The sequence below is a fragment of the Ruegeria halocynthiae genome, assembly GCF_900106805.1.
Lineage (GTDB): Bacteria > Pseudomonadota > Alphaproteobacteria > Rhodobacterales > Rhodobacteraceae > Ruegeria > Ruegeria halocynthiae.
The window spans coordinates 1,112,657-1,125,235 of the sequence record NZ_FNNP01000001.1; the positions used below are offsets into that span (position 1 = coordinate 1,112,657).

Annotated in this window: 11 protein-coding genes and 1 riboswitch; of the genes, 5 read left to right on the plus strand and 6 right to left on the minus strand. The window is 58.7% G+C overall.

The window, feature by feature from the left end:
• Window positions 1-5: 5 nt before the first annotated feature.
• On the minus strand, window positions 6-935 hold the full coding sequence (locus BLU89_RS05620) for a glycine--tRNA ligase subunit alpha (RefSeq protein ID WP_074736417.1): 930 nt from the start codon (window positions 933-935) through the stop codon (window positions 6-8).
• A 195-nt stretch (window positions 936-1,130) separates the two neighbouring features.
• Here BLU89_RS05620 and BLU89_RS05625 point away from each other — a divergent pair, with 195 nt between their 5' ends.
• Complete coding sequence (locus tag BLU89_RS05625; protein ID WP_074735133.1) at window positions 1,131-2,870, plus strand: serine protease; 1,740 nt, start codon at window positions 1,131-1,133, stop codon at window positions 2,868-2,870.
• A gap of 57 nt (window positions 2,871-2,927) precedes the next feature.
• Here the strand turns inward: BLU89_RS05625 and BLU89_RS05630 are convergent, their stop codons facing one another.
• The 5 genes from BLU89_RS05630 to metZ all read right to left on the minus strand — a co-directional run bounded on the left by BLU89_RS05630 (window position 2,928) and on the right by metZ (window position 9,450).
• A complete protein-coding gene (locus tag BLU89_RS05630; RefSeq protein ID WP_074735135.1) occupies window positions 2,928-4,502 on the minus strand; it encodes a thiamine pyrophosphate-binding protein in 1,575 nt (524 codons plus the stop codon).
• Window positions 4,502-5,950 carry a TrkH family potassium uptake protein gene (locus tag BLU89_RS05635; RefSeq protein ID WP_074735137.1) on the minus strand — a complete coding sequence of 483 codons (1,449 nt, stop codon included), beginning with the start codon at window positions 5,948-5,950 and terminating at the stop codon, window positions 4,502-4,504. Before BLU89_RS05635 ends, BLU89_RS05630 begins: the two co-directional genes overlap by 1 nt.
• 51 nt (window positions 5,951-6,001) lie before the next feature.
• A complete protein-coding gene (locus BLU89_RS21500; RefSeq protein ID WP_176797659.1) occupies window positions 6,002-6,691 on the minus strand; it encodes a hypothetical protein in 690 nt (229 codons plus the stop codon).
• A 281-nt stretch (window positions 6,692-6,972) separates the two neighbouring features.
• Window positions 6,973-8,076: a GTP cyclohydrolase FolE2 gene (gene folE2, locus BLU89_RS05650; RefSeq protein ID WP_074735143.1), complete on the minus strand. Its 1,104-nt coding sequence runs from the start codon at window positions 8,074-8,076 to the stop codon at window positions 6,973-6,975.
• A 183-nt stretch (window positions 8,077-8,259) separates the two neighbouring features.
• On the minus strand, window positions 8,260-9,450 hold the full coding sequence (gene metZ / locus BLU89_RS05655) for an O-succinylhomoserine sulfhydrylase (protein WP_074735145.1): 1,191 nt from the start codon (window positions 9,448-9,450) through the stop codon (window positions 8,260-8,262).
• A 62-nt stretch (window positions 9,451-9,512) separates the two neighbouring features.
• Window positions 9,513-9,590, minus strand: a riboswitch (SAM riboswitch).
• Window positions 9,591-9,720: 130 nt separating this feature from the next.
• Between metZ and BLU89_RS05660 the strand changes: the two genes are divergently transcribed.
• From BLU89_RS05660 to BLU89_RS05675, 4 genes are all read left to right on the plus strand, one after another.
• On the plus strand, window positions 9,721-10,410 hold the full coding sequence (locus tag BLU89_RS05660) for a glutathione S-transferase N-terminal domain-containing protein (RefSeq protein WP_074735146.1): 690 nt from the start codon (window positions 9,721-9,723) through the stop codon (window positions 10,408-10,410).
• Window positions 10,411-10,471: 61 nt separating this feature from the next.
• Window positions 10,472-11,305 (plus strand): creatininase family protein, encoded by an 834-nt coding sequence (locus tag BLU89_RS05665; RefSeq protein WP_074735148.1) that lies wholly within the window; start codon window positions 10,472-10,474, stop codon window positions 11,303-11,305.
• Window positions 11,306-11,460: 155 nt separating this feature from the next.
• Window positions 11,461-11,784: a 2Fe-2S iron-sulfur cluster-binding protein gene (locus BLU89_RS05670; protein WP_074735150.1), complete on the plus strand. Its 324-nt coding sequence runs from the start codon at window positions 11,461-11,463 to the stop codon at window positions 11,782-11,784.
• Window positions 11,785-11,864: 80 nt separating this feature from the next.
• The gene (locus BLU89_RS05675) at window positions 11,865-12,569 is read left to right on the plus strand and encodes an FG-GAP repeat domain-containing protein (RefSeq protein ID WP_176797660.1); all 705 of its coding nucleotides are present in this window, start codon (window positions 11,865-11,867) and stop codon (window positions 12,567-12,569) included.
• Window positions 12,570-12,579: the final 10 nt, after the last annotated feature.

Here is a 12,579-nt window from a genome sequence, read left to right on the forward strand (position 1 = left end):
CGCCATCAAACCTCGAACCCGGCGGCCTCGGTCTGCATGAACGCATCGGCGCATTGCTTGGCCAGAGCACGGACACGTCCGATATAGGCCTGCCGTTCGGTGACCGAGATCACCCCACGCGCGTCCAGCAGGTTGAAGATATGGCTGGCCTTGATGCACTGATCATAGGCGGGATGCGCCATAACAATGCGTTTGCCGGTTTTCGGGTCGTCATGGTCCTGTGCCAGAATGTTGGCACATTCAACTTCGGCCTCTTCAAAATGGCGCAACAGAACTTCGGTATTGGCCACGTCAAAGTTCCAGCGGGCGTATTCTTCTTCGGTTTGCTTGAAGATATCGCCATAGGTCATCGGACTGGGTGACTGCGGATCATTGAACGGCATATCCATCACATGATCGATGCCCAGCACATACATGGCCAGCCGCTCCAACCCGTATGTCAGCTCACCTGACACCGGCGAACAATCATGGCCCCCGACCTGTTGGAAATAGGTGAACTGGCTGACTTCCATGCCGTCACACCAGACCTCCCAGCCCAGACCCCATGCGCCAAGCGTTGGGCTTTCCCAGTCATCCTCAACGAACCGGATGTCGTGCAGGTTCATGTCGACACCGATAGCCTCGAGCGAGCCAAGATACAGCTCTTGCAAGTTCGGCGGGCTTGGTTTGATCAGAACTTGGTACTGATAGTAGTGCTGTAACCGGTTCGGGTTTTCACCATACCGCCCGTCCGTTGGGCGGCGCGATGGCTGAACATAAGCCGCTGCCCAGGCCTTGGACCCCAAGGCGCGCAGCGTAGTCGCCGGGTGGAACGTCCCCGCCCCGACTTCCATGTCATAGGGCTGCAGGATCGCGCAGCCTTTTGAGGCCCAATAGGTCTGAAGCCGCAGGATGATCTCCTGAAACGAACGTGGTGCGTTGTTGGGTTCGGTCATATCAATCCCTTTGGGCGGGTTCCGGTGGGTTCGGCCCTTCCTATGCAAGCCACCAAGGGGCGTCAACGGGCCAATGGGAACAGTCTGTCGCTGAGCAGCCACACCCAGAATTCCCCGTAATCCGGGCATGGCAATCATGCGGCAATTCCGCGTAATCTGCGCGAAAGTGAAAACACTGCATAACACGGGCAGACAATGACACGCGTATTTACAGTTATTACATTCTTCTTCCTCTTTGGCCTGCGCGCCGCCTTTGCCCAGCAGGACGCTGGCGTCTGGGTTCAGATCGAGGCACAACCCTCGCTACGCGAGGCCCAAGAGCGCGCGCAGGCCTACGCCAATGCCTTGCCCGACGTGAACGGGTTTCGCCTGAACTCCGGCTGGTATGCCATTGTTATCGGGCCATACTTGCGCGATGACGCCGAGCAGGTCTTGCGCGTCTACAGAGCCGAGCGTCAGATTCCATCGGACAGCTTTATCGCCTTCTCCAACGCTCTGGGGCAGCAGTTCTGGCCTGTTGGTGCCAATATCCTCGACCGGGGTGTGATCAATGCGCCCGTCCAGCCAGAGCCGCAACAGGAACAACCACAAGCCGGCTTGACCCCACAGGCCTCGGACGAAAGCCGGGCACAGGCATTGCAGGGCGAACGCCTGCTGACCGCGCAAGAACGCAAGGATCTGCAAACCGCGCTGCAGGCGGCCGGGTTTTACGATTCAACCATCGACGGCGCATTCGGCCAGGGCACCCGCCGATCGATGGGCGATTGGCAGCGCTTTAACGGGTTCGAGGCGACCGGCGTTCTGACCACGCTGCAGCGCAAAACCCTACTGGATGACTATAACGCCCCGTTGATCAGCGTCGGGATGGTACGGTATTCCGACCCGCAGGCCGGAATCACACTGGACATGCCGCTAGGGGTGTTGGGCCTTGACCGTTATGAGGCCCCTTTTGCCCATTTCAAACCCACCTCCGATCTGGACGCCAAGGCGCTGTTGATCTCTCAAGAGGGCTCGCCCGCCACCCTGCGCGCGCTCTATCAGGTGATGCAATCGCTTGAGATCATCCCACTTGAGGGCGAGCGCGACCTGCGTGGCAACAGCTTCACCATTGAAGGGCGTGGCAACGGGATTGTCTCGTTCACGCAAGCTGCGCTGAAGGATGGTCAGATCAAAGGCTTCACGCTGGTCTGGCCCGAAGGCGACGACGCCCGCCGCGCGCGCGTTCTCGCTGCGATGCGGGTCAGCTTTACCACCACCGATGCTGTGCTGGATGCTGGTGCCGGAGCGGACGCCGAACAGCGCATTGATCTTATGTCTGGTCTGCAAATCCGCAAACCGCGCCTGTCGCGGTCGGGCTTCTTTGCCGATGCCAGTGGAGCCGTCCTGACGGTGGCCGAAGCCGCCGACAGCTGTACGCGCATCACACTGGACAACGATCAGGAAGTTCAGGTGGCATGGCAGGATGCCGCCCTCGGTGTTGCCGTTCTGCGCCCCAGCCAAACCCTGGTTCCGATCAGCGTCGCTGAATTCAACACCGACCAACCGCGCATACAGTCTCAGGTCGCCGTGTCAGGCTTTTCCTATGAAGGCGCACTGGGTGCCCCCACTCTGACCTTTGGCGAGATCGCCGACATTCGCGGCCTGAACGGCGAAGATGGCGTCAAACGCCTCGCACTGGCAGCACAACCCGGAGACGCGGGTGGGCCGGTCTTTGATGACAGCGGCAGTGTGATCGGCATGTTGCTACCCGCCCCGTCTGACGGGCGCGCCCTGCCCGGTTCGGTCAGCCTCGCCGCCAATGTCGAACGCCTGACCGAAGTTCTAACCAAGGCAGGCGTCTCGGGTCAGCCAGCACAGGCCTCGGCCCAAATCTCTCCAAATGAGCTGAGCCGCCGGGCCAACGGGATGACGGTTCTGGTTCACTGCTGGGACTAAATCACCGGGATCAACGAAAAGGCGCTACACACAGGTGTGGCGCCTTTTTCCATGACCTTACAGAATATCCGGCGTGACCCGGATCAGCGTTGGCCCGTTGGCCTTGAACGCCATACGCACGGCATCGTGCATCTCAGCCAGGGTACCCGGTTGGGTCGACAGGGCCCCGAACGCCTCGGCCAGTTTGCAAAAATCCGGGTTGCGCGCGGTTACAGCGTTGGGCGCGATCTGTCCGCGTACCATGCTGTCCTCGATCTCTTTCAGCTTGCCGTTGTCCCACAGGATTACGGGCAGCGACACGCCAAGTTCCACCGCGACCGCAAGCTCTTGCATGGTATATTGAAACCCGTAATCGCCTGCGATCACCGCCGTGGGCTTGCCGCGCCGCGCGATCGCTCCACCGATCCCAGCAGGCAGGGCATAACCCAAGGTGCCAAATCCGGTCGGGTGGTGCCAGTGATAGGGGTAATGCATGTCCCAGACCTCTTTCGAGACATAGGCGAATTGCGTCATGTCCGAGTAGATCATCGTCTCGGCGGGCATCGCCTGCCTTAGCGCATCGGCCACCGGAACAATACCGGGGCGCACCGCATCCACTTCGGCCCGCCAGCGCGTACGCGCGGCACACACTTCATCTTTGGACCAACCGGTTGCCGGTTTGATCTCTTCGGCAACATGCCACAGGGCCTGAGCAAAACTCTCACCATCCGCCTGCAACTTGACCGTCGCCCTCTGGCGATCCGACAGCACCTCGGGGTCCAGATCGATGCGCACAAGCTGGGCGGAATGGCCCAGATCATGCCGCCACATATCAACTTCACCCAGTTCCGCGCCCACAACCACCACCAGATCGGCCGAGGCAATCACCTCGGCGCTGCCCGGACGGGTCAGCATCGATCCGAAGTCCAGCGGATAGCCGACCCCGACAAGCCCCCGCCCGGCCGAGGTCGTGAAACAAGCCGCGCCCAGTTGGGTAAGGATCTGGCGCCATAAGTTTGACCGGCACCCGCCACCGAGGATAAACAACGGCCGCCGCGCGATATTGAGCAGTGACAGAACCGGTGCCACATCCGGCGGTAGCGATTTGTTGCGCAAGGCAGCTTGGTTCGGAAATGGCGCGGGTTCTGCCTCGGTTTCCAACTGCGCAATAGGGACCTGAATGTGTTTTGGCCGCGGGCGCGACAGCGCAAACTCTTCAAAGGCGCGTTCGATCAGACCGTAAGCCGCCTGCGCATCACTTGCCTGACAGGACCAGTCGGCCACTGTCTCGGCCGCCGCGCGCTGATCCTTCATCTGGTGCAACTGCCCCCGCCGCGTCTGCGTGTCATCCAGGCATGATGACAGCACGAGCATCGGCACCGAATCCGAATAGGCCTGCCCCATCGGTGTCATGATATTGCACAACCCCGGCCCGGTGATCACATAGGCCACCCCCGGCTTGCCCGAAGCGCGCGCATAGCCGTCGGCCATGAACCCGGCCCCCTGTTCATGCCGGGCCAGTACATGCGTGATCCCCGCCTCTTCGATGCCGCGATACATTTCCTGATTATGAACACCCGGAATACCAAAGATCACATCGACGCCGCGATCCCTCAGCATGTGCGAGATTTGCGCCCCAAGGGGTCGTTTCATCAGCCTCTCCAGAATTGAACGGTAAAGATTGCGTAGACGGCAAGCAGTTCAAGCCGGCCGACCAGCATCCCAATGGTCAGCAGCCACTTGGCGCCGTCATTTAGCGCGCCGAAGTTGCCCGCAGGCCCGATCTGATCACCCAGCCCTGGCCCCACATTGGCCAGCGCGGTCGCGGCGCCTGACACGGACGTTATGAAATCCAATCCGGTCAAGGCCAGCGCCCATGACAGTACCCCCATTGAGAGCACGAAGAACATGAAGAAACTCATGACCGAGGTCAGAACATCCCGACTGATGGGCCGCCCGTCATAGCGTGGCATGAACACCCCATGTGGGGACCGAATGCGACGGATCTGCGTTTTGATCGAGGCGAACAGCAACTGATAACGGAACACCTTTATCGAACAAGCGGTCGAACCGGCGCAACCTCCGATCAGGCCGATCAGAAAGAACAGCATGATGGGAAAGCTGCCCCATCCCATGTAATCGACACTGGCATAGCCAGTGCCCGAAATGATTGATGTGATGTTGAACAGCGACTCGCGAAAGGCCTGTTCCCAATGGTGCGGGAAAACCGACGTCAGAAACACCGACATGACCAGGACCAGAACAATGATGGTGGCCAGAAACGCCCGGATTTGGCTGTCTTGCCACAACGAGCTTGTGTGGCCATTTGCCAGCTGCACATAACGTACAAATGGCAGCGCGGCGAGGATCATGAACACCGCCGAAGCGTATTCCATAGGTCCCGAGAAGCGTGCAAATGAGCTGTCGTAGTTCGAAAACCCACCAGTTGCGATCGTGGTCATGGAATGAACGATCGCGTCGAAAAAGCTCATGCCGAAACCGGCATAGACCAACGCACATACCACCGTGAGAAACACGTAGATAAGCGATATCTGCCCGGCAATCTCCTGCGCGCGCGGCAGGATTTTCCCCATGGTCTCAAACCCTTCCGAGCGGAAGATCTGCATCCCTCCGACACGCAGCTCAGGCAGGAAGACCATGGCGACGACGATGATACCGATGCCGCCCAGCCATTGCAGGACACCGCGCCATAAAAGCAGGCCCTGAGGCAACTCATCGAGGCCGGAAATCACCGTCGACCCGGTGGTCGTCAGGCCCGACATCGCCTCAAAGTAGGCGTCGACAAAGCGCAACTCCGTCTCGCCTAACAGGAACGGGATGGCACCGAAGATCGGCAGCGCCACCCAGACGCCCGAGGTCAACAAAAAGGTCTGACGGATGGTCAGCCCTTCACCCACTCCGTTCGAGCAACTCATCGCAAGAACACTGCCCGTCAAAAGAGTGATGACCGCGCTCTCAAAGAAAACGTGCCATTCGCCCCGGCCTTCGATCAAGTCGGCAAGCATCGGCAGCAGCATGGTCGCCCCAAGAATGGCGACCAGCAGACCAATTACATATCCAACCGGGCGAAGATCCATCATGACGGGCAGCGTTGGCGCGCCAGCACTACGGTGTCAAGCCGATGATCCGGGTTAGGTGTCGGATTTTGTTCCGGTCGTGGGCATCGCTGGCGGTTTGGCAGGCGCTCTGGCACGCCGCGTTGCAGGTTTGGTTTGTCCGGCGGCTGCAGTTGAGGCAGCCGTTTGCGGCGCAGGCTTGATCGGGACCGCTTTGGCAGCAACCGGTTTGGCAGCAACCGGTTTTGGCGCAGAAGCCTTTGCCGGAGCAGGTTTTGCCGAAACCACTTTTACAGCCTCTGTCTTGGGCGGGGTTACCTTTGCCATCGCAGGCTTGGCCGTGGCAGTTTCTGCAGCTTTTGCGACGGGCTTGGCAGCGGACGCCGCTTCTGGTTTGCCCACTGCAGGCTTCGCCTTGTTCGCGGCAACTGATTTAAAAGCAATACCCGCATTAGCCGGCTCCGCCTTGGGCGCGGGCTTGGCTGCAACAGGTTTCACCTCTGGGGCCGCTTTGGGTTGCGGGGCGGCCGCTTTGGGCTTGGCCGCCGGTTTTGCGCGCTTCCGGACAGCGGGTTTTACCGGGGCCGCCTTGCGGGCGGCGGGCGCTGGTGCCTGGGTCATGGTCACCCCCTGCAGCTGCGCCATCGGCAATTCGAACGCGGCACGGGTCATGATCTGCATGATCTCCATCTGGCTGACCACTGCATAACCGGCGATACGGATGGCTGCAGCCTGAAACTCAAGTGGTTGGGAAATCGGATTCATTGCATGTCTCTCCTGATAAAACTGATGCAGCCGGAAATCGGGTAAAGGACCCTGCCCGCCCCAATCGTCTGGGCGGATTTGCAGGTTCGCGGTGCAAGGCGTTGCACGTCCCGACTTCCTTTCAGGCGGCGCCCCCCGGAATTATCGGATGCGCAGCAGCTGCATTCAGGGGCAGACTATCGCAATTTACAGCGCAGATGCAGCATTTCCTGCTGCAATGCGGCAAAAAAGCGCCCATGCGGGATTTTTGATTGTTTTTCCAACAGCTTCCGCAGGCTCAATCAGCCCACATGGAACAGTGTTGTAAACAAACGTGGGTCCAGGCTGGCGGATTCGAACGTCGGACCTTCGGTTAGAATCGATACCGCGTCATGGCTGTGCAAGCTTTCCTGATGGCTCGCGATCACGCGGAAGTCGCCAACATGATGATCGGCCTGCAACTCGGCACAGAACAGACGCGCTGCATCCTCGACAAAGATTGGATTGGCGGCATTCAACTCGGCAAAGGCCTGTTCATCCTCGCGCTTGACCATCACCTGCGTCTCGGTCGGCACCGCGCGGCGGCACAGCGCGATCATGTCCTCGAACCACAGGCAATCCGCGTTGCAATCCACCACCACGGAAATCCGCGCGACCGAGCGCTGCGAGTGCGGTGTCGCAAGTTGCCCGCGCATCGATCTTGCATGTTCGCTCAGCTCCAAAGAACACGGGCAGGTCGACGAATACACATAGTCCAGATGCATAATCTTCAGACGCTCTCCGCCCCGCTCGACCAGTTCCAGTGCGATGTCGTAATACTGATACCCGTGCAGGCCTGAACGCAGACTTTCGATCCGATCCGGATAGGAAAACCGCATCTGAATCCGCGCGTCAAAGCTGTCAAGATCAGTCATATAGTCGTCAAGCGCGGCTTCCATCACTTCGAAGCTGAACGTGCGCTCGGCATGTTTGTAAAAGGACCGCATGATCCGGGACATGTTGATGCCCTTTTTCTCGGCCTCTAGACTGACCGAACCGGTCACCGAAGTTTCCAGCGTCAGGTCATCGCCCTTCTTGCGATGAAACCTGATCGGCAGGCGGAAATTCGAAATGCCTACATGCTGAATCTGCTGTTTCGCCCCTCGGATCAAGCTGGACGGGCCATTTTGCAGATCGGGCAAAGTCGACTTGTAGGCTTCGTCGACCTCAAATCCTTCGGGATATACGCGCGACAGCGCCGGATAGTTCGACGGCATCAGACCTGGCACGAGCTGGGCCACAGCCGGGTCAAGCTGGTTAATCTCGGCAGCCGAGGCCGTTTTCGCCCACTCGCGCAGAACGTTCAGGGCAGCAGCAGCCTGATCGCCATCGGGTGTTTCGTCAATGTCGCGCGGATGAATGTTCATTGGCACGGGCCCCTTGCTAGGTCGTCCTTTATATACGACCGAGGTCTAATTAACCAGTCCGGAACGGTACACGCGCAATAGCATCTCGAGTTGAAATCAGAGGCGGAAAACCGTCACTTTTCAACCAAAAGCGCCGCGATCAGGCGGATCAGCGCCGCCTGACCAAAACTTGTTATGGCTGAACTAGCCCTGTGATGCCGCCAGCGCCTGTTTCAGATCGGCTAGCAGGTCGTCCGCATCCTCAAGCCCCAGCGACAGGCGTATCAGACCCGGAGTGATGCCCAACGCGTCGCGCTGTTCATCGCTCAGGCGTTGATGCGTGGTTGTGGCCGGGTGCGTCGCAATCGACTTGGCATCACCCAGATTGTTCGAGATCACGGGGATTGTCAGCGCATTCAGGAACGCAAACGCCCCCGCCTTGCCGCCCTTGATATCCAGTGACAGAACCGTGCCACCCTTACCGCCCAGCTGAGATTGCACCAGGGCATTTTGAGCATGGGTTTTCAGGCCGGGATACAACATCCGCTCTAGCGCCGGATGATTTTCCAGGGCTTCCGCGATCTTCTGTGCGGTCTCGGTCTGTGCGTTGACGCGCAGCGCCATGGTCTCAAGCCCCTTGACCATGATCCAGGCGCTGAACGGGCTCAGCGCGCCGCCGGTATGCTTCATATACGGCTCAACCGTGCCACGAATGAAGTCCTTGGTGCCGATGATCACCCCACCCAGTGCACGCCCCTGCCCGTCGATATGCTTGGTCGCTGAATAAACGACCACATCCGCGCCCTGTTCGATCGCGCGCGAGAACACTGGAGTCGAGAACACATTGTCCACGATCACAACCGCATCCACCGCATGGGCCAGTTTCGACACGGCAGCGATATCGATCACCTCAAGCGTCGGGTTCGACATGGATTCGAAGAACACTGCCTTGGTGTCCGGCCGGATTGCGGCCTCCCACGCTGCAAGATCGGTGCCATCCACAAAGGTCACTTCAACGCCATAACGGCACAGGATGTTCTCAAGGATATACAAACACGATCCGAACAGCGCCTTGGCCGAGACCACATGATCACCCGCCTTCAGCATCGAGCTTAGCGCACCATTGACAGCCGCCATGCCTGAGGCGGCCGCAAACGCGTCTTCGCCCCCTTCCAGCGCGGCAATACGCTGCTCAAACATCGAGACGGTCGGGTTCCCATACCGGGCATAGATGAACTCATCCGGGCCACTTTCGATGAACCGCGCCTCGGCCTGCTCGGCGTTGTCATAGACAAAACCCTGGGTCAGAAAGATCGCCTCACTGACTTCGTTGTACTGGCTGCGACGGATGCCGCCATGGACAGCTTGGGTGCGTTTGTTCCAGCTCTCGCTCATGTCAATCCTTTCAGCCCCCGGCAGGAGGCAAACAAAAAACCCCAGACGCGGCCAAGCGAAAGGGGTCTTTCATCCTGACCTTTTAGCGGTGTTGTTTAACGTGGCCCGCAATCCGGTAACAAATCGCCACTTTATGGGGTTGCCTTTACGCCCAGGCCCGGAACACGTCAAGCCCGACACGCCCAAAGTCACGCTTTCGTAACAGACCTGCGCGCCCCCTTGCCGAACGCGCCGAAACTCTCATGATCGCTGCCAAGCTGAGGAGGTACCATGATTGAGCTGTATTTCTGGCCCACACCCAACGGCTGGAAAGTGTCCATCGCTTTGGAAGAGATGGGCCTGCCCTACAAGACCCACCTGATCAATATCGGCAAGGGCGACCAGTTCGACCCTGAATTTCTGAAGATATCTCCTAATAACCGGGTGCCTGCCATCGTTGATCCAAACGGCCCGGACGGCGCACCGGTATCGGTTTTTGAAAGCGGTGCAATCCTGATGTACCTTGCCCGCAAGACCGGGCGCTTCTACGGCAAATCCGAGCGTGACCGGATCGCAGTCGAAGAGTGGCTGATGTGGCAAATGGGCGGCGTTGGCCCCATGGCTGGACAGGCACATCACTTCCTGAAATACGCCCCCCAACTAGACCCGCCACAGGACCTGCCCTATCCAAAAGATCGCTACCGCTCTGAGGTCGGGCGCCTATACGGCGTCCTCGATCGGAGGTTGGCCAAGAACGAATACGTCGCGGGCGATTTCTATTCCATCGCTGACATGTCAATCTGGGGCTGGGCCAGCCTGTGGGAAGGGCAACAGCAGGTGTTGGAGGACAAACCCCATTTCGCCCGGTGGATAGACATGATGAGCGCCCGCCCCGGCGTTCAGGCAGGTCGAGCTTTATACGCCGAGTTGCGTGGAGATCATCGGGACCAGAAATCGCAAGGCGTTTTGTTCAATCGATAGCTACTCCGGCTCTGTTTTGCCCCTCCTTTGGGTAGGGCCATCATTCGAAAAGGGATTGAACATGCTCCAGCCGGGTTTGAGCAGATGGATTTGGGCCGTCTGCATTGTCGGTATCGCGCTCACCGCCGCCGGCTTGATGTGGACCCAGCGCGGACCCAGTTGGGCCAACAAGCTGTTTCTGGAACGTATGACTTGGCCCGAGGTGCATGCAGCGCTTGAAGGCGGCTATAAAACGGTCATCATACCGACCGGCGGAACCGAACAGAATGGCCCTCATGTTACATTGGGAAAACACAATGTCGTTGTCGAACATACAAGTCGGGAAATTGCCAAAAAACTGGGGAATACACTGATCGCACCGGTGATCCGATATGTACCCGAGGGCGAAGCAGCTCCCAACCCCACAGGTCACATGCTCTGGCCGGGAACGATTTCATTGCCCGATCCTGTCTTTCAACAGTTGCTCGAGGCAACGATCCGAAGCCTGGCCTCTCACGGGTTCGATGAAATTCTGCTGATCGGCGACAGCGGAGGAAATCAAGCAGCTCAATCCCGTGCCGCCACTGCAATGAACCTTGAGTTCGCGAATACCGGTGTTACCGTTCAGCACGTCTCCGACTATTATGAGAGCAATGGCCAGATCGCGTTTCTGAAAGCTCAGGGCTTCAGCGTCGAGCAAATAGGAAACCATGCCGCGCTGCGTGACACGTCCGAGCTTTTGTATGTCAAAGCGGGTGAGGTTGGTCGCTCGGAAACCCCGGTACCTTCGGGTTGGAGAGCAGGTTTCGATGGCCGACCTGACCTCGCGACTCAAGCGATCGGCAAGGCTATGATTCTCCTTAAAGTTAACGCCGCACTGGAACAGATCCATCGCAAGAGAGACGAAAATTCATAACGCCCAAGTTCGCGAGTGCAGATGCAAGGAGAACAAAAAAGGAATTCACGCCAGGAAAGTCTATGCAGTATGCGTTGAGTCGCAAATGAGACTGGAAACACCCAACTCCCTTCACTAAGGAAGAATGCGACAATCGCAAAAGGAAGACGCACGCAATGGCAAAGATCACCTATGTCGAGCATGGCGGTACCGAACATACAGTCGAGGTCGCCAATGGACTGACTGTCATGGAAGGGGCCCGTGACAACAACATTCCCGGCATCGAGGCCGATTGCGGCGGTGCCTGCGCCTGCTCCACTTGCCATGTCTATATCCATCCCGACTGGGTTGAGAAAATCCCCGCCAAGGATGACATGGAAGAAGATATGCTGGACTTCGCCTTTGAGCCCGACCCGGCCCGCTCGCGCCTGACCTGCCAGATCAAGATCACAGACGACCTTGACGGTCTGGTTGTGCAGATGCCCGAAAAACAGATCTGATGCATCCCCATGCGCCGCGTCCACCGGTTCGCCAGTGGCAAAACCTGACACGCGGCGCAGTTCTAATGTTGTGCGCGTAGTTGTCGGGGATATCGCCCGCACTCAGCGACGACACCGTTGTTTCCGCCCGTTTCATCGAACCGACGACGCGCTATGCACATGGCGTTCTGGGCGATGCAATCGAATTCGGGGCGCTTGAGATCAACCTCAAAGCGCGCACCATGAACAAAACATCGCAGGCGGCCTCGGATCGTTTTTCCGTCACAATCCGGTTGCCCCAAGACCGCGTATTCGAAGATCTCGCACCCCGTTTGATGGACGTGGATCAGGATGGGGTGCCCGAGATCATCGTGGTAGAGTCGCACCAACACGCTGGCGCCCAACTCGCCATCTACAACGCCAAAGGCCACAAAATAGCCGCCACGCCGCATATCGGCACACGCTTTCGCTGGCTCGCGCCTATCGGCGCCGCCGATCTTGATGGTGACGGCCATGTCGAAATTGCCTATGTCGACCGCCCGCACCTCGCCAAGACGCTGCGTATTTGGCGCTACCAGAACACCTCTCTGACCGAAATCGCCACGCTACCCGGCCTGACCAATCACCGGATCGGAGAGGATTTCATCTCTGGCGGTCTGCGCCTGTGCAATTCCACCCCCGAACTCATTCTCGCCAGTGCTGATTGGTCCCGGATCATCAGCATCACCTACAACAAGGGCTGGCAGCAGAAAGACCTCGGACCGCTCCACAGCCGCGAGGATCTCACCGCAGCATCAGAATGCTGATCCGCTCTTC